Here is a 23269-nt window from a genome sequence, read left to right as displayed (position 1 = left end):
GTATATCGTATCGATTATAAGGGTTATATAACTTTCTTTTTCGCAAATAACAGACAGATCACAGTGAGGGCGGCATTCACAAAAATATTCATGAATCCAAAGTCAAAATTGTACCATTCTATAAACGCGTAGTTTAGAAAATAGGTCACCAACGGCATCGCAATACAGATATACGGTACGGCTCTGTCATAAACATTTACTTTGGTAAAAATACCCATCATATACAGGCCTAACAGAGGACCATAAGTATATCCTGCCACTTTAAAAATAGTAGAGATGACATCTCCCTTACTTTCCGAAAACAGCATAATAATGAGAAAAATAAATGCTGAGAAGCCAAATAAGGTACGATTTTTTAATTGTAATTTTTTCTTGGCACTCTTAGTCTGAATATTTAAAAAATCATGTGTGAATGAGGTAGTCAAAGCTGTTAAAGCTGAGTCTGCACTTGAAAAAGACGCTGCAGTTATTCCTAAAATAAAACTGATTCCGGCAATCATTCCAAAATGGTTGAGAGACAACATTGGGAAAAGATTATCAGTATTGATAAATTGTCCATTTTCTATTTCCAATGAAATCCCCATTTGTTCGGCATACAAATAAAGCATCACGCCTAATCCCAAAAACAAAAATTGGGCAATCGCTAAGAAAATGCTGAAAGTGAGAATGTTTTTTTGTGCTTCCTTTTTATTTTTACAGGTCAAGGTCTTTTGCATCATATTTTGATCAAGGCCGACCATAGCTACAGCAATTAACATCCCAGATATGAATTGTTTAAAGAAGTTGTTTCCCGAATGAGAATCCCAATCAAAAATTTTAAAATACTCGTGATCGGTCACTGCTGTTATCGTTTCTGAAACATTTAAATTCAAAGAGGTCTTCACCACATAAATTGAAACAAAAACAGCCAACAATAAGAAAAAGGTCTGCAGGGTATCTGTCCAAACGATGGTTTTAATTCCGGATTTATTGGTATATAACCAGATAAGCACCAAGATGAGAATAACTGTAACATAAAACGGAATATCAAAAGCATCAAAGACAGCATATTGCAGAATCTTTGCTGCGAGCATCAATCGTAAGGCGGCACCAAATGATTGAGAAATCAAGAAAAACATAGAGCCCGTCTTGTAAGTCTTAGCTCCAAAACGCGTTTCTAAATAGGTGTAAATGGACACCAACTTCAAATCATAATAAATAGGAACCAGGACGTATGTTATAAAAACATAGCCCACTACATTGCCAAAAACAAACTGTAAATAGTAAAAGTAGTTATTGCCCACCATGCCAGGAATGGATACAAAAGTGACGCCTGATAGAACGGCACCAATCATCCCAAAGGCAACAATCTGCCATGGCGATTTTCTATCGCCCGTATAATAGGATTCATCACTTGTATTTTTGGAAACGATGTTGGATATTAACAGTAATAGTCCAAAATAGCCGGCTATGATTATTAGAATTAAAGTTGCGCTCATTGGTATTATTAGTTTTTATAGGTTAAAATTCAATAGTCAGGATTTCAGGATTAGTATTTCATATCTCAATGGCTTTTGGTGTTTCCAATCAAACAGTTACATTTATTAAAGTTTCGATCGTCAATATAAAATTTTCACCATAGCCGTTATATTTTAATAAAAATTTTCTTTCGGTACAGCAAGTAACAAATCAGCCAAAAGACAATGATGTGGCTGACGGCAAACATTAACGACCCGTTCATATTGCCAAATAGAGGAGCAAATACTTTTGAAAACAGATAATTATACAAAGAGATTGATGATGAACTTTCCGAAACAGGTATTTTTATCAAATAGCTAATGGTCTTAACGTAGATTCCTGAAAGCACAAAAATGAACAAAGGATTGGATCCAAAATGGACTATCGGTTTGGTCCATTTACGGAATCCTTTATAGTCTATTATATAAATCAAAAGCGCCAAAAGAAGTGTTCCCAGTCCCGCTGTGTATAATACGTAAGAACTTGTCCATAAAGGTTTGTTTAGAGGCAATACGAATGACCAAGCCCAACCAAGAATGAACATGATTGAACCATAAATCAACAATTTTCTGATTTTTAATTTAAGAGAGCTTTCGAAGTCCATCGTCTGACCGATGAGATAACCTATAATAACGGTTCCCACAGCTGGGATGGAAGATAGCACGCCTTCTGGGTCAAAGGGAATTCCGAAACCCTTATAAATATGATCTTCTCCAAGGAGGAAAAGATCCAAACGTCTTGCTATGTTTTCTTCCAAGGAATACGGATCAGATTCTGCGCCAAAGTACAAGAGTGCCCAATAACCTAATAAAATGCTCGTTAGCATAATCAACAACTGCTTTTTATTCAATGCCAAACAAAGTATGGCACCGACTCCATAGGCCAAAGCGATCCGTTGCAGAACACCCATGACCCTTACCTTCTCAAAATTAAAATAAGGGTATAAATTCAAGATAAGTCCAATTAAAAATATAAGAATCGTTCTCTTAATTATTTTAAATGCTGCAGCTTTGGTTAGTGTGGTGTCATATTTTTTAAATGAAAAATACAAAGACATGCCCACAATAAATATAAAAAACGGAAAAACTAAATCTGTAGGCGTACAGCCATGCCAAGCGGCATGCCTAAAAGGCGCATAGATAAAACTCCAGCTCCCAGGCGTATTCACCAAAATCATTAATGCAATGGTGAGCCCTCTTAAAACATCTATTGAAATCAATCTTTTAGAACTCCCCATAATTTCCTATTTTAGCGACATTTAAAATAAAGAATCTCAAATATAGAATATTTTAGCTCATGTTGCTACATCAAGCGCTTAAACATGCAGTTTTTTGCATATATTTAAAAAAAATTCGCATTCTATTGCTATTTTTGTTTAGATAATACAGTTGGTATGAAGAAAAAAGAGCGTCAGCAAAAAATAATTGATGAAGTCAGCATCAATAGAAGGGTCAGTTCCAGCTTTTTGTCGGAAAAACTGAAAGTCTCTGAAGACACCATCAGAAGGGATATCAAGGAATTGGATGACCGTGGACTACTTACCAAGGTTCATGGTGGTGCCATTTCAACAATCCAAAAGCTTTACCATTATAATGAAGACATTATATACAATCGTGAAAACAAGGTTAGAATAGCCCTTAAAGCCATTAACTTGCTCAAAGACGGGATGGTCATTATCATGAGTGGCGGAACCACAAATTTAATGCTTGCCAAACTGCTGCCAAAAAAACTAAAAGCTACTATTTACACCTACAGCTTACCAATAGCCATGCAATTAACGGAGCATCATTCCATTGAAACCATCTTTATTGGAGGTAAAATCCACCGCAGCTCAATGGTTACCACTGGTATTGATGTGATTCAATATTTATCCAGTCTACGGGCCAATATCTGCTTTATAGGGGTGAGTGCCCTAAGTCTGGAACAGGGCATTACTGATGAAGGCTACGAAGTCTCACTGGTTAAAAAAGCAATGATCAATGCTTCACAGCACACAGTCTTTTTATCAACATCCAATAAACTAAACTCAATACTCAATTATGAAGTGTGCAACATAAAAGAAGTTGAAACCGTGGTTACCGATTATGATCCAAATAATCCAAAATTAAAAGATTATCAAAATGCCGGCATCAATTTCGTCTAAACCAAAAACCGTGCATTCGGAAATATAATTATACCTAGGCTACTTTCATAACCACCTAACAACTTCACCTGATAGGAACACAAAAAATGCTTCATACTGGTTAGGATGACCACCCTGTACCCCCATCTGATTAATGAGAATGAACGGTTTCTTAAAAGCTTCACAGAAACATATCCCAAGAAAAAAACTTAAGGCCTTTAGTTATGGCGTATCTACCTACCAAAATCAATTAGCAATCTCCAATTGATCCATAATGCAACGACATTCTATTAAAGAATGCGCAATCATTAGAAATTTTACAAGCGTGGTCATACGCATTAAATCGAAATCCAATCGCGTTTATTCTAATTTCCCCTTCAGCAGACAGGCAGGTTAAAACTTAATTGTTATTTTTACATCAATAAAACAAAAAACTATGTCCGTAGCTAAAAAAGATTACAAAAGAATTACCGTAAAAACCTTGGTAGACATGAAAACCAATGGCGAAAAGATATCAATGCTCACCGCCTATGACTTTACCATGGCTAAAATTGTTGATGGTGCCGGTGTTGACGTTATTTTGGTTGGCGATTCTGCAAGTAATGTCATGGCAGGTCACGAAACAACCTTGCCAATTACCTTGGACCAGATGATCTATCACGCTGCTGGTGTGGTGCGAGCTATCGATCGGTCGTTAGTTGTTGTTGATTTACCGTTTGGCAGCTATCAAAGTGACCCGAAGGAAGCTTTGCGTTCGGCAATTAGGATCATGAAGGAAAGCGGTGGTCATGCGGTAAAATTAGAAGGCGGCAAAGAAGTTAAGGAATCCATCAAGCGGATATTGCATGCCGGTATTCCTGTGATGGGCCATTTGGGACTCACCCCACAATCCATTTATAAATTCGGAACCTATACCGTTAGAGCTAAAGAAGATGCAGAAGCTGACAAGCTCAAAGAAGATGCAATGATGCTGGAACGAATTGGTTGTTTTGCAATTGTGTTGGAAAAAATTCCCGCAAAATTAGCTCAAGAAGTAGCCGAGAGTGTTTCCATTCCGGTAATTGGTATTGGCGCTGGCAATGGAGTGGACGGACAGGTCCTTGTGCTTCATGATATGCTCGGAATGACCCATGAGTTCCATCCGCGCTTTTTACGTCGCTATATGAACCTCTATGAAGATATGACGAATTCAATTTCGCAGTATGTTTCGGATGTGAAAAACTTAGATTTCCCCAATGATGAAGAGCAGTATTAGGGTTATGAGTTATGAGTTATGAGTTATGAGTTATGAGTTATGAAAAATACAATAATTTAATTGTAATGACATTCCTTATCTCTTTGGTCTTAACTCTTAATACTTGATAACTATACACTTACGCCCCTTCATCCCAAAATAAAACATTCGTTTATTCGTGGCAAAAAATCAAAATAAAATTCTTTCCAATAAGGATAACCTGCAAGTTTTATATGAAGACAATCATCTGATTATTGTCAATAAACGAGCGGGTGATATTGTGCAAGGTGACAAAACAGGCGATGCACCTTTGAGCGATGTGGTTAAAAACTATATAAAAGAAAAGTACAACAAACCCGGAAATGTCTATCTCGGAGTTGCCCATCGTTTGGACCGACCGACCACAGGTGTCATTGTTTTCGCTAAAACAAGTAAAGCCCTACCACGACTTAATAAAATATTTGCTCAGAAAGACGCCAAAAAAACCTATTGGGCCTTGGTCAAACAACCACCACCAAAAACAGAAGATACGCTGATCCATTGGTTAAAAAAAAATCCGAAGAATAATAAATCTACAGCGTACAGCAAGGAAATTCCTGATGGAAAAAAAGCGATTCTTCACTATAATATTTTAAAAAGCTTAGATCATTATTATTTGATTGAAATTCAATTGGAAACGGGACGACACCATCAAATTCGCGCACAACTATCAAGCATTGGCTCGCCTATAAAAGGCGATCTAAAATATGGGTTTGACAGGAGTAATCCTGATGCCAGTATTAGTCTGCATGCGCGTGGTCTATCATTCATCCATCCCGTGTCAAATAAAGAAATTGATATCGAAGCCCCACTGCCCGACGATCCACTCTGGAGGGCGTGCTTATAACTTATTTTAGAATCTGGATGACAGCCCGTTGGGCTACAAGAATAAAAACTTAACGGCGAAACGTACTAAAGTTTAAATTTTTAAAACACAACGTGGACATTCGTATTTCTTTCGTAATAAAAATCGTTAAGTATTGAAGTAAATGAGTCAGACCTTTGTGTAGCATGATAGTTAATCTGACGCAAATAAGGATATAAGCAAACCAAAAACTGATGAACAAAGCCCTCATAATTTTATTATTGACCATTGGATTTGTATCCTGTAAAAATCCCGAAAAAGAAACTGATAGAGTTGAAATCGTGAAACAATACGTCAAGGCTCTTGACGCATCGGACCATTCTAAAATGTCTGATTGGATTGCGGATAGCTTAACTAAAATTGAAGGCGAACACAAACAAATCTATTCAAAAAGCGACTATTTCGAGTTTTTAAAATGGGATTCTGTTTTCGACCCCAACTACGATATACTCGAAATTTTGGAAGAAGACGAAGTTATAAAGTCGAAAATTTCAAAGATGGATCAAAGAATCTCTTTTCTTCACGAAACACCTTTTATTACGAATCAAACTATAACATTTAGTAACCATAAAATAAGTAGTGTAGCAATTGAATACGAGAATTTTGACGAAGTGACTTGGGAACGGAATAGAAAAGCACTTTTAGATTGGATTGATGGAAATCACCCTGAACTCAACGGATTTTTATACGATCAAACTGAGGTTGGGGCGATAAAATTCTCAAAAGCGATTGAACTCTATAGGAACAAAAAATAATGTACTCAGGCCATTTCCGTATACTTAAAAAGTAAAGTCACATTAAATTAATATCACCATAGAGCAATCAAGTATAAGCTCCACGATATAAAAAAAATCACCCTATGGCATCTCTTTTTAACGCGCGCTCTTCAATTGGATAATGAATCTCGAGCTGTGTTCCGTTATTGGGTTGTGATGAAAAGCTAAAGGTTGATTCCGTCAACTCTGCCCTGTTTTTCATGTTTAACAACCCTGAACTATCTTTTACCGCATCTAAGTCAAAACCTTGGCCATCATCAGCAGCTTTGATAATTAACATAGCGTCTTGCCTATAGTCCAATAAAATTTGCAACACTTTAGCCTTGGAATGTTTTACAGTATTCGAAATAAATTCCTGTAAAATCCTGAATAAAATAATTCCATCCTTTTTGTTCTTAAACGGAGTAACCTCACCAAGAACAACAAATTCAGCAGTAATCAATTTCATCCGGTTGAGACGTACTATTTCTGCATTAATCGACTTCTCAAAACCTCGGTTCTGTATCACATCAGCATTTAAAGATTTTGACAAAGCTCTGACCTCATTCAAGCTTTCCCTGATTATTTTTTGGGTTTCAGTGAATGGCTCTTTAATATCCGGCGTGATTTTAACCCCCAACATCCCCATTTGCATACTTGCCAAGGATAGCAATTGACCTATATTATCATGTAACTCCTCGCCCAAATATTTAAGTGTTTGTTCCTGAATCTCTTCACTCGTCTTGGCTACAGTTTCTTCAAATTGTTTTTGCTGTTTAACTTTTTCCAACAGCAATTTGTTTTTTCGTTTTTGAAAAGCAACAAAAAATACAATCACCATAGTCGCCAGCAGCACCACCACCAATGTCACATAACCTATTAGAGCTATTTCTTCCTTATTGACCGTTTGCTCTTGTAAAGCGGATATAAAAATGCCAAAGCGAAGCTTGAATATGTACATATATTTATAAATAATAAAAGTAAAGTTCTAAACCTTCCAAAATCTGAATTTATAGATCTGAAGTACCCATCAAAAATGAATAAGGGTATGATACAAAGATAGTAAAGTAACAAAATGACACTGATATAAAAAGAAGGCAGTTTATAATAATCGAGAATTTTATCGCTGTTTATCAGTTGTAGAAAATACAATAACACATATAAACAAATTATCGAAATACTAATAAAAAAGTGATACGGTAATGTAGTAACAAAAAATGCATCGGTCAAAGTAAAGTAAAAAATTGAAAACAGACTAAAGACCCCCATAGTAGACAATATGGTTACTTTGGTTTTAAAACTAGACATGAGACTGTAATAAAATACACTAATAAAACCGATTGATAAGTAAGAATAAATATTATAAAGCCAGGTATTCCGACTAAACACACTGTTTTTAATAGCTCTAAACCATTCGTAATCGAAATCATATAACATCAGATAGCTGTAGTTCCCAATGGTTTCGACACCAACTGTGAGCCAAAGGTAATACACAAAAACCCTGAGCGCACTGTCATTGACCTGCCTGAGGTAATAGCTTCCAGATAATGCTGCAAGCAGCTCAAAAACTATAGTAATTACAGCGCGGTAATCAATAAAAAATTCTGCTAACATTTATCTCTATTGAGGGTAATTTGCACCAGGTGGATAGCCGTGATTTCCATAATCCAAACCTTCTCCGCCAGGAATGTCACCGCCATCAGATTGCATGGAAAAATTAACTAAGGCTGCGTTTGCTTTATTTGGGGTTCCGGTAGGAATAAAAAACACGGTGGTATAGCCAGGTTTATCATTTTCAATTGGATGTGCACCCAAATAAAGTCGGATACCGTTCATAGTATATCCTTTTTCCTTAGCGTCCTTTTCAGCATAATTGAGGTAATTTCTCACCTCATCCAGCCCATACCACGACGATCGGTTATCGCCACCTTCACGTTTCACAAGAGAATCACTTATCAATCGGTGTCGGGCATTATAGGCTTGATCCAGTGCTTTAGCCTGATCAGCAGATATAAGCCCTTTGGGAGCACTAACAATCAATTCTGTTTTAGATTGACAGCAATAAAAATAGACTGCCAAACCACCAATAGCGACTCCTAAAATGAGTATTACAAAATTTTTCATAAGGGGTTGGTTTTAATTTTTAAGAGTATGAAATTATATAAAATTTAGGTTTAATGCCAACTAAACCTCAAAATGTCGCATAAAATATTATTGAAAATAAAAATCTGAACTGAAAAATTTACAAATTTAAGCGGCGCGTTTGCTAAATGAATTTAATCACTATTAAGCACTTTCAGAACATTAAAAATCAATGGTGAAATTATTTAAAACTGGGTCAAAATCTAAGATCAATGGGGAGACAGTTGGAACCGAAATCCTTGTCCCGGCGTTTTTTGGGATAAGCGATTGATGGCCATTTCGGAAAGCTGTAGAATTCGTGGATACCCGCCGGTGGTCTGGCAATCGCGCATCAAAATCAATAATTGTCCCGAAGGAGTCAGTTGTACGGTACCTGGCAAAACAGGTGCGGTAATAATGGGCTCCAACGAGTTCTCCAAACGCTCATCCAGTTGATATGCCATGCGATTGCTAGCGCTTGACACCGTAAAACTCTTATTAAACAATTCATTCTTATAGTCCGTATCAATCAACTCATAATCAATACCTTTAAACACCTCTATTTCTGTCGATTCAAAATGTTCTTTGGGTGTTTTTAGAACAGCATTCGTGTTTTTGGTTGTCGCCAATTCATGGGATACCTTTAAGTAGTCGCCCGTTTTTAGACGGTGCTGTTCGGTTATGGATGTATAAAAACTTCGACTCTGCATGACTTTTTCTGTCTGGAATCCGCCAATTACGGCAAGATAGCCACGACAGCCATATATTCTGTCACCAAAAGAAAGCAGGTCATTTTCTTTTACAATAACAAAGGTGTTGTTTTCAATGGGCTGGCCATTAATTTTGGCCCGACTCACCATCCCCGTGATACATATTGCAGTATTGCTATGAAATTTAAGTTTTGGCGCAATTAACGTGAATTCCAAAACAGCTGCATCATCTGAGTTTCCTAAAATAGCATTGGCCAATTTTGCCGAATACCCATCCATAGCTCCAGAAATTGGAACACCAAATTGCTGATAACCAATGCGCCCCAAATCCTGAATACTGTCATACAGGCCTGCTTTTAAAACTTCAACCATCAAGCACCTCGCTTTCTATTTTATAAGTTCCGTTTTTCACCTGTGATGAAATTTCCTGATGGGTTTTAAAATCGACTGGAACAAACTGAATACAGTCTCCAGCCTTAGCAAAACAAGGTTGTTCTAATTTGGGATTGAAAAATGCGATGGGGGAATTTCCGATAATATTCCAACCACCCGGGCTTGCATTGGGATAAACGCCCGTTTGCTCACCACCAATACCTATCGCTCCCTTTTCAATTTGAGACCTCGGACTTGCGCGTCGTGGCGTAAACAAAAGCTTATCCAAACCTCCGAGGTATAAGAACCCCGGAAGAAAGCCAATAAAATAGACCTTATAAATGGCTTCAGAATGTATGCGGACAATTTCAGGAATTGACAGTTTTTTTGCTTTTGACAATTCCTCTAAATCCAAACCAAAACTGAAGTCATAACAAACAGGGATTTTCCATAACTTTTGAGGTCCAATTTCAAAATTCTGTCTTGAATCATATTTAGCTTTCAATGTTGTAATTTGGGTATCTATATCGACATCATTAGATGTGTAAGTAATTAAAATAGAGGAATATGCATTGGTTATTTGAATGATTGATTCACTATTCTCTTTTAATAAATAAGTTTTGAACAGCAGTATATCACTAAGGATTTCAGGTGCAATGTATTGTGGCCATTCCACCAAAATGGAAGTTTCTGAATATCGCGAATATGTCAATTTAAAATGGTCCAAAATTCTATTTAATCTGTATCCCTTTTTTATTTAATTCTGCTGTCAGAATCTGCAAATGCTGTTCGGCCTGAGGATGATCACCATGAATACAAATCGTATCTACTTTGATCTCTTTTTCCGTACCACTGATAGTCTTTACTTTGTGATGTTGTAACATAAAGAGAACATGGTCGCTTAATTCAGCCGCATCTTCAATTAGTGCATTTGGATGTGATCTTGATACCAAGGTCAAATCGTCATTATAATTCCTATCGGCAAAAACCTCATATATAACCGTAATCCCGTTCTTTTCTGCCATTTTTGATACTATCGATCCATACGGAGCATAAAGTTTGACTGATTTATCATAATGTTTCATCAGCGAAATGACAACTTCAGCATAAGTTTTCTCGGTATTGGCAAGATTATAGAGCGCACCATGAGGCTTGATATGGTGTAAAAGTTCATTTTCAGCTTTTAGAATCTTGATAAGATTGTTTACTTGAGACTTTAGAGATCCCAATAATTTTTCTGATGAGATGTCCATTGCAAGCCGTCCAAAATTTGCTTTATCAGGAAAAGATGGATGCGCACCAATCTTAACCTGATGTCGTTTTGCCAATTTCACAACGGATGCCATCGTCATTTCGTTTCCCGCATGTCCACCGCAAGCAATATTACACGAGGATAGAAATGGCATGAGTTGGGCTTCGTTATCGAGGCCTTCGCCGACATCGGCATTGATATCTACGGATATTATTTGGTTTTCTTTCGACATTGATTTCTAATAAAATACTGATCTTTTTCTCGGTTAAGACCGATAGCAGTTATAGTTCTAATTTTACGATGTTTTTTTTAGACACTTAACGATAGCTATCGGGATCAGCTCTTTACAATTCATTGTAACCTTGCATCTCTCCTGCTCTGTGGCTCTGTGGCCCTGTCTGTCAACATGCAGGTCTACGAGAAAAACTGAATAGCCCTCATATTAGGCCAATTTCACCAATTACTAACTATTCAACTGGAATTTGGAATTTTATTTTTGAAATTTTATAAATCCTCAAAAACATTAAATTACCTCAAACACCATCAAAATACTCTTCGCTCCAAGAAACACAGCCACTCCAACAATAACACACCCAATGACATTCTGAATTATAGTATTCTTATACTTTCCTAAAATACTGGATTTATTCATCACCCACAATAAAAACCCTGCGATAATGGGCAACAACAACCCATTGGTAATTTGAGCAAATTTGATAATTTCAATAGACTTAAATCCGATGGACGAAAACAAAACGCCCAAACCCAAAATAAACATCCAAACCGCTTTAAATTGTTTGGATTTCATACTTGTTGACCAGCCCATACAACCAGTAGCTACATACGCTGCGGCCAAAGGTGCAGTAATAGCGCTGGTAATTCCTGCAGCAAATAGACCAATTGCCAAAAAGTACTTAGCAAAACGACCGAACAGGGGTTCCAATCCTTTGGCCAAATCGGCAGCACTGGAAATATTCTGAGTGTCAATAGCTGCAGCCGAAATAATGATACTCATGGACACAGTGCCACCCAAAACAACAGCGATTATCGTGTCCTTTCTTGCGTATTTTAAGTCGGATGCATGATGCCATTTTTCTTTTACAAGCGAGGCATGTAAAAACAAATTATATGGTACCACCGTAGTTCCAATCAACCCAATAATAGTCAGTAAATTTTCCTCCGAAACCTGAGGAACAAAAAGTCCGCTGAAAATATCTGAAAGATTTGGTTGTGTAATAAAGGCAGTTACCAGAAAAGACACACTCATCAAAATGACCAACGACACTAAAACCCGCTCCAAAACCTTATAATTCCCGATATAAAGCACTGAAAACGCTATAATTCCAACGATAACACTCAATATGTTCAAATTAAAACCGGCAAGAATCACTGTAGGATTTCCTAAAATAGTTTCCATTCCCAAAACACCGCCGCTGATATTTCCAGCTTCATAGGCTGCATTGCCAATAACAATTGCTGAGAGAATCAAGAGGATTGTAAGTCCTTTAAGTATCGGATTTTTAATTTCCGACCGTATGATTTCCGAAAGTCCCTTTTGTGAAATGAGACCCAAGCGTGCGGACATTTCCTGGAGAACAACAGTTGCAATAATAGACAAGCCCATGGCCCACAACAAAGCAAATCCGAAATTGACGCCAGCTAAAGTGCAGACAGTAACTGTGCCAGGCCCGATAAAAGCTGCGGCAACTAAAGGACCAGGACCAATATTTTTAAACCAGTTTTTAATCACGCGCTACCGTATTTAGCGCATAGATGGCAAAACTGCCCAGCCAATGGCCTCCTTCATAACTATCACCCACAATACTTGGCAGGGAATAATTTATGTGTGCATTGGCAATATTTTTCAGATGTGCATATTCCGGCAAGTCTTTAGAAATCTCATATAAACTCCATGCTCTCGAAAAATTGACGCCATCGAGATGCACCAATTTTCCATCCGTTCTGTCGCTTACCTTTCCCGTTTCCAAAGCAAAGTTTTGATCTTTTAATTGGGGAAGAAAATCGGATAACCAAGTTTTAAATTCTTCTTTTGGCAAGACACGTTTCATCAAGGCAGCTTCTTCCAAACATGGCGATAGAAAATCAAAACCACTTGGTTCCCAGCTCAAAGGACAATTGGCGTCTTTCAAATAAAAATCTTTCGATCGCTGAACGATTAAGGATTTTAGTGTTTCGTTCCCAACAGTATTCGCATAATCGTAGGCAAACGACAATCCGAAAGCCGTATTGGGATGTTCCCCAACCCGAATGGGATAGTTGAGCTTTGGTAAAAACTCGATGTATTTTTCGACCATCAGATCAGTTAAAGGCTGCAAATTAGATTCCAGTTCCCTTGCCAACGGCGCATCCCATGTATGAAGTTCTTCTGCAAGCTTTAACAGCCACGCCCAACCATAAGTGCGTTCGTAAGTAGCGTTGTGTTTTCCAAAAAAATAATCCACTTCAATTTGAATATTTTCCTTGGACATATTTTGCAACAACATATCTTCAATATCTGCTTTTTTATCCAACTCAGGAAACTGCTTCAACAAACTCACCAAACTCCAATGACCATGGACTGAGGAATGCCAGTCAAAACACCCGTAGAATGCGGGATGAAGCGTTTTAGGAGACTTTAAATCGTCCGAACTGCCAATAGTTTGATTGAGTTTGTTGGGATATTCAACCTGTACGCAATTTATCGGCAACTCAGCTAAACGATTGGCCTCTTCCAAATGTAGGATTGGAGCTTCAACTTGTACGATTTCTGCTGATGCCTCGGGTTTGGGTTGTTCTTTTTCCTTAGAATTGTTGCAAGCAAAAACGAGAAGGATTGGAATTAGGTATTTTAAGGTGTGGGTCATAGTGAAGATATTGATGTTTATAAGTTTAAATTATCGTTTTGTTACTCAGATTAATTTGTTGAATCTAAAGGTTTCCTGCTTTCACTAAAATGTGGACATACGACCACAGTTTATATCTTTAAGGTCTTCTATATGGAGATAGTTCTTGACATCTATAGAATCCTGTCGTTGAATCAATCCATAAATTCAAATTTAAGGCTTTGATCATAGAGTGAACGATTTTTTTATAGAATTAAAATTGTCTTTTGTAACCTGAGATTAACTTTTTGAATCTAAAGGTTTCCTGTCTTCGCAGCAGTCCTTTAGCCTAACCACCCTTACCTATCCAGACTTCGGTATCGAATGGCTTCACTGAAATAATAAAACTAAAACTTGTTAAAACTGGTTTTAAATTATTTAAAATTGGCAATTTCATCCTAAGATTAACTTCGTTGAACCTAAAGGTTTCCTGCCTTCGCCGGTCTGCCGGACAGGTAGGCAGGAATGGGGTAGCTCAACTTCCCTTCCTTATACAAACTTCGGCTTCACTAAAATAATTAAACAAAACCTTGTTAAAACTGATTTTAACTTTTTAGAATTGGCATTTTTTTCCTAAGATTCCTGCCTTCGCAGGAATGCATTATCCCAACCACCCTTCCCTATCCAAGCTCCTATATTGAATGGCTTCACTGATATGCGATCCGTTTAAAGTTTCTACACCTTCTAGGTCAGCGATAGTTCGTGATACTTTTAAAATACGATCGTAGGCTCGGGCCGATAGATTTAAACGTTCCATAGCCGTTTTAAGTAATTGTAAGGATGCTGCATCCAATTTACAATAGTCACGAATCTGCTTGCTGCTCATCTGCGCATTATAATGGACATTTTCATATTTTTCAAATCGTTTGGTTTGCCGCTCTCTCGCCGCGGTAACCCGTTTACGGATGTCTATGGACGATTCGCCTTTACGTTCATCCGATAATTTCTCAAAAGGCACCGGCGTCACTTCAATATGAATATCGATACGGTCCAACAGCGGACCAGAAATTTTGCTTAAATACCTTTGCATTTCATGAGGTGACGAGGTCACAGGCGCATTCGGATCATTGAAATAGCCACCCGGACTCGGATTCATACTCGCTACCAACATAAATGACGAGGGATAGGTGACCGTAAATTTGGCTCGTGAAATGGTTACTTCCCGATCTTCCAAAGGCTGACGCATGACTTCCAAAACATCGCGTTTGAATTCTGGCAATTCGTCCAAAAACAAAACGCCGTTATGAGATAGTGAAATCTCTCCTGGTTGTGGGTAACTTCCACCACCTACTAGGGCGACGTTCGAAATCGTATGATGGGGACTTCTAAACGGTCGTTGTGACATTAACCCTGTATTGGCCTTGACGCGTCCCGCTACCGAGTGAATTTTAGTGGTTTCCAAAGCTTCTCGCATGGTCATAGGTGGCAAAATACTTGGCAAGCGCTTGGCCAACATGGTTTTTCCTGCTCCAGGAGGGCCGATCAGAATGATATTATGTCCGCCAGCCGCCGCAATTTCCATACAGCGCTTGATGGATTCCTGACCTTTTACATCTGAAAAATCAAACTCCGGAAAATCTAAACTTTTGTAAAATTCCTCTTCAACATTAATAATCGTGCGCTCCAACGGCTCATTTTTATCAAAAAAATCGATGACTTGCTTAATGTTTTCAACGCCATAAACTTCCAACCCTGCAACAATACCTGCTTCTTTGGCATTTTGCATCGGAAGGATAAAACCTTTATAGCCTTCTTCTTGGGCTTTAATGGCGATTGGCAAGGCACCTTTAATGGGTTGCAGATTGCCATCCAAGGACAATTCGCCCATAATCAAATACTCCTCCAGATTCTCGGCCTGAATCTGCCCGGTGGCGGCCAAAACTCCAATGGCCAAGGTCAAGTCATAACTGGAGCCTTCCTTGCGTAAATCGGCGGGCGACATGTTAATGATGATTTTTTTACCAGGGATTTTATAGCCATTATTTTGAAGGGCTGCGGCAATCCGGAAATTACTTTCTTTAATGGCATTGTCGGGCAAACCTACCAGGTGATAACCAACGCCGTTATCCACATTGACCTCAACGGTGATGGTTGTCGCCTCAACGCCAAAAACGGCACTTCCGAAAACTTTTTTGAGCATAGCAGGATTGGTTTGGTTAAATGTATGAAGAATGCCCCTAACTTCAAAGGGGAAAGTTTGAAGGCGGTTATTGGTCTATGGAATTGAGTTATATATACGCAAAAGAAAACATCTTGAATATAATAACTCAGAAACGTTAGTGGAAAACACCAACCTTGACAAAGTGATTATGAATCATAAAATCCTAATTGAGAATGGCACCAAAAAATAGATAGATCTGATATTAGCCATGGTAGTATAAATAGGTCTAAGACTATCTATTAGGATCCAATACCACCGAACTATCAAAATCCAGTCCCCATTGGATACCAAAAAGAACCACAGTGGTACCTTCGCTTACAAAGTTTTTTCCGAAGCCTCCATTTATGGTAAAGGCCTCACTGATTTTATATCTGATGCTGCCAATAGACCGTTCTTCATTATTATTTTCTGAATCTCTTGTGATGTATTCATAGCCAAAAGAAAGCTTATCCAATTCCAAAGCAATTTTAGCGCCATAGTCCGTGGTATTTTCAATCCTCAACTCTCCAGAATCTGGATCTAAATTTAAACCATCCCTAAGATATCTGAATACGCCATAAATATGAACGTGGCTTTGTTTTCCAATAGTTGGTGTATAAAATGCCAGATCGCCCGTTGCCCAAAACCCAAGACGGCCAAAGGCATCATCCATGTCCTGACTTTTATCGCCCATAAAATGGCTATAGGCAACGGCCACATCCAAGGCGAAAAATGGTTTTCGCTGTATGGATTGCTCAAAATTTTGAACTATAGTTTGGTAACCTTCCAAGCTGTTGATGGCGGTGTTTATCTCCGATAGACTTAAACTGGGGTTGGCAAAAACCGCAATGACTTCAGGACTTGACATGAACTCCTCGTACCCTGTGTATTGAGATTTGATCTCGGCAATTTGATTCTTGGTCTTAACCGTTAATAACCGTGTTCTCACACCAACAGACACAAATGATTGTGGCACTTCAAAGACATTGAAAGTACCGTCCATCAATGCCAAAGAAACGGATGCCTTTTTCCAAACGTCACCGAACACATTGTAACGCGTATAGTCATTGACACTTATAGTTTCTCCTTCAGGCTTATCAGTTTTGAGATTATTATATTTAAAGAAGTTCATCTTTTCTCGTTTCACGTACCAGTAGGGCTGAAACTCCACAGCGTAATTGTTGTTTCCCAATCCGTCCTTGCTATTTCCTGAAAACGCATTGATGGTCTGAATAGAAAATGCCTGAATATTGTCGGGGACGATAATATTGGAAGGTGCAATATCCATTAATACAAATGCTGGAGAATTTGGAGGCGCCAGGTTTTTCAATCCCGCTGTCGGATTTGTATCCGATTGCGCAACTAGTACCGACGTTACCAAAACACATAAGAATTTTAAATATGTCATAGGTCTCGTTTTAAATTAACTTAATGCCACTTTCTAAAACGCAAGATTTATTCTCATAAAATGCCTTCAATTTAAATGGTATGGTATAAGGGCCATCATCACCGCCATTGATACTGGGTTCATAAGTATCTTCCACTTGTTTTATGGCCAGTTTAAACGTTTTTTCATCGGGGAAATCATTGAAAAACCTTAGGAAGGTTAAGACTCTTAAAATCGTACCATTCACTGGATTTCCACCGTCCAATTGCTTCCAACCTGTTTTTTGGGTGGGATCAAAAGGTGGAATGGAACTAAAAAACTCCTTGTCATCAATAGTATGATATAAAAAGGCATAGCTCATGGGTATGGCTTCAGTTTCAATTGCTATTTTTAGTTTGATGGGAGCGTTTGTCCCTACGTTATAAGCCTCCATAATTTCTATTTTTTATGTGATTTATTACTGTCCGATTTTAGGACCTCGTCAATTACAGATTCCACATCAAGATCGTACTTTATACTAATGATCCATTTTGAGGTTTCAGTATGATCTAAAAATGAATTCAATGCTTGTCTCACCTCTTGTTTTTGAGCCGTTGGCAAGGTATCTATGACAGCTTCCAGGTTATCCATTAATTCAATTGGGCTTATTTTGTCTTCACTAAGTTTAAATGCAATCTTAGCAGTCAAGTCTAAAAACTTCAAATAGTTGACAATGGTAGTGATGGGCTCGGAAATTTTGAGCCGTTTAAAAACTTCACTTGTAAATCCCCTGGTCTGTGGACCGGAAATGCCATCGATAATTACTGATTTTCCGTAGATATATTTTAATACCATTTGAAGGTAAAGCGTTTCTGATTTTGAAGATTCATGGTAATCGACCGAAACGCTGGTATCGAAATGCCAATGGTCTGCGTGTTTTGGATAAAAGTGGTTCAGGACCATTCCGAAGTGTTTCCGAAGAATGGATTCGACACCCAGATAGAGCTGCTTTTGATGAACAAAGTTTAAGGTAACCAATGTTGCATCCTTCCAAAATATAGCATCCAAATCGAAAGCGCTGCCGTGACCATGTTGTCCAGATTTGGCAACAAAAATTCCAGCAGTAGTTATAGCTACCGGAGAACCCAACGGACATCGTTTAAAGACTTCATCAAATGCCTTTTCAAGAATCTTTAAAAAATCATCATCAATCGAAAAAAAGCGCTGTTCACCTATGGTTCCATAAGGATGATTGGTTAATCGAGCGTAGTGCAACGGAATACCATTAATGGAGTTGATTGATTTCATGGGCGATGGGTTTTAGTTTTTAATTCGGCTGTAATTTCCTCGATCTGATCGGTTATCAGTTCGCTTTGGATAACACGGTCATAATAGGCGATTGTGCTTTTACTTAAATGCCTGGCCAAAGTGGGTTCGTAAGTCTGCCAAACGGAACCATTGTCATTAATTTGTTTTTTCACCTTTGCATTTTGCCGATCTAAAAAATAATTGAGTTCAATGATTTGATCTGAATCGATCAGTTTACCTCCCAAATAGGCTTCTACTTCTTTTAATTCAATTTGAAACGGCAGATAGATGGGAATATAACTCACCAGTGGATTTTTACTCCAATCATTTAAGAAATCACTTAAATAATTCGGGATTTTATCCAAGTTCAGACCGGTTTTAAGATCGGCCACAATATTATCCTGTTCCTTTTCTTCAATAAAGAAATGATCAACATCCTTCTCTTTTTTAAATTTCTGAATGAGATGCCAGATATAATTGTTGCGTCCGTTTATTATTTCAACAAAAACTTTCTTGGTAGTATTTAAGGTTGAATCCTTTAGCAAGTAATTATGCAAATCGATAGAACTCAGCAGTCCACTATTGTCAATGGCGCCAGCATCGATATAGTGCCCGTAATTTTTAATTTTTGCCGCAGGACTGAGTGCAGGAAACCTATTGGTGGACGATACGGCTTCATAAAAGGCAATAGCGCCATTATGCAGTTGCGATAAGTTGTCTGAATTATAAAATAAGGTGGAATCCTTTGGATACTTCACCGAATAGAAGACGCCACGTCTACCATTGGTTTTGGCAGTATTGATAATCAGCGATGGAAAATATTGGTTTTTATTATCGAAAATATTGGTCTTCCAATAAGCATTGAACGACAAGGAATCCAAGGTTCTGCCTGTTTCATTCTCTAAAATATTCCGATAGGTCACCATTGCGTAATACGACCGATCGCGATATTTTCCTAATTTATTGAAAGGAAACAATTTTCTAAATCCATCAAAACCAAATGTCAAAGCTAAATCCTTAGAGGCAAAATTCTCAGTGGCCACCTCATCTATTTTCGCTCCAATGGCGTTAAAGTCGCCAGTGTATTCCCCACTCAAAACCGAATATAGAGACAATCCCATCATACCTCCCGAAGCTCCAGAAAACGAGATGGTCTGATTAAGAAATTCGCCTTCCGTCTTCATCTGAATTTCGTTTAAGACCTTCATGGTCCATATGTTTGCCTTTAACCCACCCCCATGCGATGCAACGAAAAACAAGGGTTTTTGGGTACGTTCCCTGAGTCTCATTTTAAAGGCTTTCATATCCATCACCTCTTCATTTTGAGCTTTTTCATAAACTTTCAGCTCATGGATGGCACTTTCTGAGTTTAAAGAAATGATGCCAAGCACAATGACCACCATTGTAATCACTGAAGCTACCAAGCGTCTTCGTTGGGAGAAAGCCTTTTGTTCCGTAAGAGGAACCAAATGGTGTCTGTTTTCCTTTTTTACGCCCGATGTATATAAATAACTTTTAGGGGTGACATGAGGATTAGCTTCCAGATCCTTTTTTTGCGTATCGAAAATGGACAGCATAAAATAGTATTTCACCAGACACGCCACTATATAGTAGAAAATAAAAAGGTAACCCAACAATATCAGCATTGCGTTAGACAGTTTCCAATTGAAATAAACGGCAAGATTGCTATAGATTAAAAACAAGGCAACCACAACGGCAAACACAAAATAATACCTTAAATAACCAACACTACTGCTCAAGTCATGTAACTTATAATATACTGTGATGACTTGAACCCGAAACACCCTGAACAGAATGTACATCAATGCCAATAGAAATGTGAATATCTGGAGCAACCAATAGCCCGTAAAGTTGAATTTCAGGCTAACGATCAACAAAACCGCAAAAACAATGACAATACCCATACTCAGCAAGAGGGCGGTGACACCTAAAGTAACAAATTTCTTTTTTTCGTCTTTTGCTTTTATAACTTCCTCATCATCGTCTTCACCATTTATTATTCTATCTTGATAGTTATCAAATCTATCTAAAAGAACTATTAAAATTATCGCGGGAATAACCGTAAACAAGAGTGACATAGTTTGGAAGAACTCAATCTTATAGTCACCAAAGATCAGCTTTGGATAAAATGTCTGATAGATATAATAGTGCCAAATAATAAATATGATCAAGCCTAAACAATGTCTAAAAAACTTCGCTTTGTAATCCTGTTTATAGGCTCTGTCTATTTTTGAGAAGATAAAAATTGTATAGCCAAGCCATTTATAGGCGTACCATTGGTGATCGTCACGGCTATCGTTAATATTTTCGGCATAATAGATATAGCGAGGGTAGTGAGACAGCACAGAGGCAAAAACAGAAATCAATATAAAACAACAGATCAATGACACTTTATCATGCTCTATCATGTCCACTAATAATGTATTGGCCTGTTCCATGGCCTGAACCAACAGCAAGATAATCCCAAGGAAGAGAAGACTCAAATAAGACGACTTACCAAATTTTCCGAAAGAGGAAATCACATTGTCAACAAAAACAAGAAGACGTTGTACTAAGGCTTTCAGATTATTTATAAACATAAGCGTTGTTTAAAATTATCAGTCTTGTGGGAATCAAGAATTAATTTTAATCAATTCTAGGGGAAGTCATGGCTCTAAGCTACGAAAAAAACAGTTTAAATTTATCGATCTTGCCATTTATTATTCAGATAGATGCATGGTATTCAAAACGATAGCGCTAAAATTGGGTCTCAGATCTCTATTACACCTATAAATTAAGAACCTCTGACCCTTTCGATCGGCTCGAGCGGGCAAGCCCACGAGATATGAATAAGCAATTGTCTTTTTGATTGAGGCAAGTCTCGAGGTGTTAAAACCCACCGGTGGGAATTAATAGGCAAAAAAAACAAGTTTGAAACTGCTATAAATTTATATCTTAGTTGCACTAATCAACCTTCAAATGAACCCTACCAAACGCATCGGTTTCCTCTTAGGCCCTTTGGCTTTTATCCTCATTATATTGTTTTTTAAACCTGAAGGCCTTTCGGAAGAAGGCAGGGCCATATTGGCATCTACAGCATGGGTAGCCATTTGGTGGATTACAGAAGCCATTCCAATTGCCGTAACGTCCTTGTTGCCCATTGTCCTTTTTCCTTTATCTGGCGGATTGGATCTGAGTACTACAACGGCATCCTTCGGACATAAATACATATTCTTGTATATAGGTGGATTTATCATAGCCATTGCCATTGAAAAATGGAACCTTCATAGGCGAATTGCACTCAATATCATCAATTTTATTGGTTCTGACATAAAAAAAATCATTCTCGGGTTTATGGTTGCGACTGCATTTTTGAGCATGTGGATATCCAATACAGCCACTGCCGTAATGATGTTACCCATTGGCATTGCCATTGTTACTCAACTTAAAGACAACCCTAATACTGTTGAAAACGAAACTAACTTATTTGGAAAGGCCTTAATGCTTGCCATCGCCTACAGTGCGTCTATTGGCGGGATTGCCACATTGATCGGAACTCCGCCTAACTTGGTTTTGGCTGGGGTAGTCTCGAATATCTATAATTATGAAATCACCTTTTTACAGTGGTTTATGTTTGGGTTTCCCATCTCTGTCGTATTGCTTTTTATTTGTTGGAAATACTTGACCACTTATGCCTTTAGCTTTCAACAAAAGGAATTCCCAGGGGGCAAAGCAGAAATCAAACGCCTGATGAAATTGCTTGGAAAAATTAGTTATGAAGAAAAAATGGTCGCGTTTGTCTTTGGTACAACCGCCTTCTTTTGGATCACCCGTTCGTTTTTGTTTAATAAGTTAATTCCGAAATTGGATGATACGATCATTGCTATAATTTTTGCAATTGTCTTATTTCTAATCCCTGCTAAGGATAACAAAAGAAAATTGATGACTTGGGAGGACGCTGTAAAACTGCCTTGGGGAATTCTCCTGCTATTTGGTGGTGGATTGGCGATTGCTAGCGGATTTGAATCGAGTGGCTTAGCGGTTTGGATAGGGAATCAGATGACCACCTTTGCAGGAATAACAACAATTATTCTTATCCTCTTGCTCATTGCTGCGGTCAACTTTTTAACGGAGATCACGTCCAATACAGCCACTACAGCCATGTTACTACCAGTTTTGGCACCCATGGCGGTCATTGTAGATATTCATCCTTTTATTTTGATGGTGGCTGCTGCCGGAGCTGCATCATGTGCGTTTATGTTACCTGTGGCAACACCTCCAAACGCGGTGGTTTTTGGGTCTGGGTATCTGAGGATTCCTGATATGGTCAACAAAGGTTTTGTGATGAATGTGATATCCATTGTCATCTTGACCTTGTTTGTCTATTTTTTATTACCGATTCTTTGGGATTTGACGGTTGAAGGTTTTCCAGAGTCATTGAGGCGGTAGAATAGAACGACATGCCCGTCCGTTCAGACGGAAACACTGATGCAACTGACCATAACTCATTTAAAAGTTGTGACACAGAGTTCCACAAAGGTTACACAGAGGTTCACAGAGAGCGGAGAAATTTTAAATCCAGTATTGGAATTGTAGTATAAAATGG

General features: G+C 38.1%; 19 protein-coding genes. 5 read left to right on the top strand and 14 right to left on the bottom strand.

What is annotated here, in order from left to right; all coding sequences use genetic code 11:
* Positions 1-23: 23 nt before the first annotated feature.
* Together H3Z82_RS07040 and H3Z82_RS07035 are read right to left on the bottom strand one after the other, a co-directional pair.
* Entirely contained in the window at positions 24-1478 is a 1455-nt protein-coding gene (locus H3Z82_RS07040; protein ID WP_182204150.1) for a sodium:solute symporter, read from the bottom strand.
* A 146-nt stretch (positions 1479-1624) separates the two neighbouring features.
* The gene (locus H3Z82_RS07035) at positions 1625-2734 is read right to left on the bottom strand and encodes an acyltransferase family protein (protein WP_182204148.1); all 1110 of its coding nucleotides are present in this window, start codon (positions 2732-2734) and stop codon (positions 1625-1627) included.
* A 156-nt stretch (positions 2735-2890) separates the two neighbouring features.
* Between H3Z82_RS07035 and H3Z82_RS07030 the strand changes: the two genes are divergently transcribed.
* The 4 genes from H3Z82_RS07030 to H3Z82_RS07015 all read left to right on the top strand — a co-directional run bounded on the left by H3Z82_RS07030 (position 2891) and on the right by H3Z82_RS07015 (position 6512).
* Positions 2891-3640 carry a DeoR/GlpR family DNA-binding transcription regulator gene (locus H3Z82_RS07030; RefSeq protein ID WP_182204145.1) on the top strand — a complete coding sequence of 250 codons (750 nt, stop codon included), beginning with the start codon at positions 2891-2893 and terminating at the stop codon, positions 3638-3640.
* A 415-nt stretch (positions 3641-4055) separates the two neighbouring features.
* On the top strand, positions 4056-4874 hold the full coding sequence (gene panB / locus H3Z82_RS07025; protein ID WP_182204142.1) for a 3-methyl-2-oxobutanoate hydroxymethyltransferase: 819 nt from the start codon (positions 4056-4058) through the stop codon (positions 4872-4874).
* Between the two features lie 157 nt (positions 4875-5031).
* A complete protein-coding gene (locus tag H3Z82_RS07020) occupies positions 5032-5739 on the top strand; it encodes an RluA family pseudouridine synthase (protein WP_182204139.1) in 708 nt (235 codons plus the stop codon).
* 212 nt (positions 5740-5951) lie between these two features.
* Complete coding sequence (locus H3Z82_RS07015) at positions 5952-6512, top strand: hypothetical protein (RefSeq protein ID WP_182204137.1); 561 nt, start codon at positions 5952-5954, stop codon at positions 6510-6512.
* 97 nt (positions 6513-6609) lie between these two features.
* Here the strand turns inward: H3Z82_RS07015 and H3Z82_RS07010 are convergent, their stop codons facing one another.
* The 12 genes from H3Z82_RS07010 to H3Z82_RS06955 all read right to left on the bottom strand — a co-directional run bounded on the left by H3Z82_RS07010 (position 6610) and on the right by H3Z82_RS06955 (position 21263).
* Positions 6610-7473 (bottom strand): sensor histidine kinase, encoded by an 864-nt coding sequence (locus H3Z82_RS07010; RefSeq protein WP_182204135.1) that lies wholly within the window; start codon positions 7471-7473, stop codon positions 6610-6612.
* Positions 7474-8132: 659 nt separating this feature from the next.
* Entirely contained in the window at positions 8133-8636 is a 504-nt protein-coding gene (locus H3Z82_RS07005) for a hypothetical protein (protein ID WP_182204132.1), read from the bottom strand.
* Positions 8637-8863: 227 nt separating this feature from the next.
* Positions 8864-9715, bottom strand: a complete 852-nt coding sequence (locus H3Z82_RS07000) for a 5-oxoprolinase subunit C family protein (protein WP_182204130.1) — start codon at positions 9713-9715, stop codon at positions 8864-8866.
* Complete coding sequence (pxpB, locus tag H3Z82_RS06995) at positions 9708-10442, bottom strand: 5-oxoprolinase subunit PxpB (protein WP_182204127.1); 735 nt, start codon at positions 10440-10442, stop codon at positions 9708-9710. The genes H3Z82_RS07000 and pxpB overlap by 8 nt, the downstream gene beginning before the upstream one ends.
* Positions 10443-10446: 4 nt before the next feature.
* On the bottom strand, positions 10447-11199 hold the full coding sequence (gene pxpA, locus H3Z82_RS06990; protein ID WP_182204118.1) for a 5-oxoprolinase subunit PxpA: 753 nt from the start codon (positions 11197-11199) through the stop codon (positions 10447-10449).
* A 291-nt stretch (positions 11200-11490) separates the two neighbouring features.
* Positions 11491-12717, bottom strand: coding sequence for an Nramp family divalent metal transporter (locus tag H3Z82_RS06985; RefSeq protein WP_182204116.1), 1227 nt, complete (start codon positions 12715-12717; stop codon positions 11491-11493).
* Entirely contained in the window at positions 12710-13831 is a 1122-nt protein-coding gene (locus H3Z82_RS06980) for a DUF2891 domain-containing protein (protein WP_182204114.1), read from the bottom strand. The genes H3Z82_RS06985 and H3Z82_RS06980 overlap by 8 nt, the downstream gene beginning before the upstream one ends.
* Positions 13832-14450: 619 nt before the next feature.
* Positions 14451-15989 (bottom strand): YifB family Mg chelatase-like AAA ATPase, encoded by a 1539-nt coding sequence (locus H3Z82_RS06975; protein ID WP_182204111.1) that lies wholly within the window; start codon positions 15987-15989, stop codon positions 14451-14453.
* Between the two features lie 253 nt (positions 15990-16242).
* Positions 16243-17397, bottom strand: coding sequence for a hypothetical protein (locus H3Z82_RS06970; RefSeq protein WP_182204109.1), 1155 nt, complete (start codon positions 17395-17397; stop codon positions 16243-16245).
* Between the two features lie 10 nt (positions 17398-17407).
* Positions 17408-17809, bottom strand: a complete 402-nt coding sequence (locus H3Z82_RS06965; RefSeq protein ID WP_182204106.1) for a hypothetical protein — start codon at positions 17807-17809, stop codon at positions 17408-17410.
* 5 nt (positions 17810-17814) lie between these two features.
* Positions 17815-18663: a hypothetical protein gene (locus tag H3Z82_RS06960; RefSeq protein WP_182204103.1), complete on the bottom strand. Its 849-nt coding sequence runs from the start codon at positions 18661-18663 to the stop codon at positions 17815-17817.
* Complete coding sequence (locus tag H3Z82_RS06955; RefSeq protein ID WP_182204100.1) at positions 18660-21263, bottom strand: DUF443 domain-containing protein; 2604 nt, start codon at positions 21261-21263, stop codon at positions 18660-18662. The genes H3Z82_RS06960 and H3Z82_RS06955 overlap by 4 nt, the downstream gene beginning before the upstream one ends.
* Positions 21264-21642: 379 nt before the next feature.
* Between H3Z82_RS06955 and H3Z82_RS06950 the strand changes: the two genes are divergently transcribed.
* Positions 21643-23112, top strand: coding sequence for an SLC13 family permease (locus H3Z82_RS06950; RefSeq protein WP_182204097.1), 1470 nt, complete (start codon positions 21643-21645; stop codon positions 23110-23112).
* The last annotated feature ends 157 nt before the right edge of the window (positions 23113-23269 follow it).

It is taken from the genome of Gelidibacter maritimus (assembly GCF_014062315.1).
GTDB classification, from domain to species: domain Bacteria; phylum Bacteroidota; class Bacteroidia; order Flavobacteriales; family Flavobacteriaceae; genus Gelidibacter; species Gelidibacter maritimus.
Note: the sequence above shows the minus strand (reverse complement) of the source record. Positions and strands in the feature narration are given on the sequence as shown.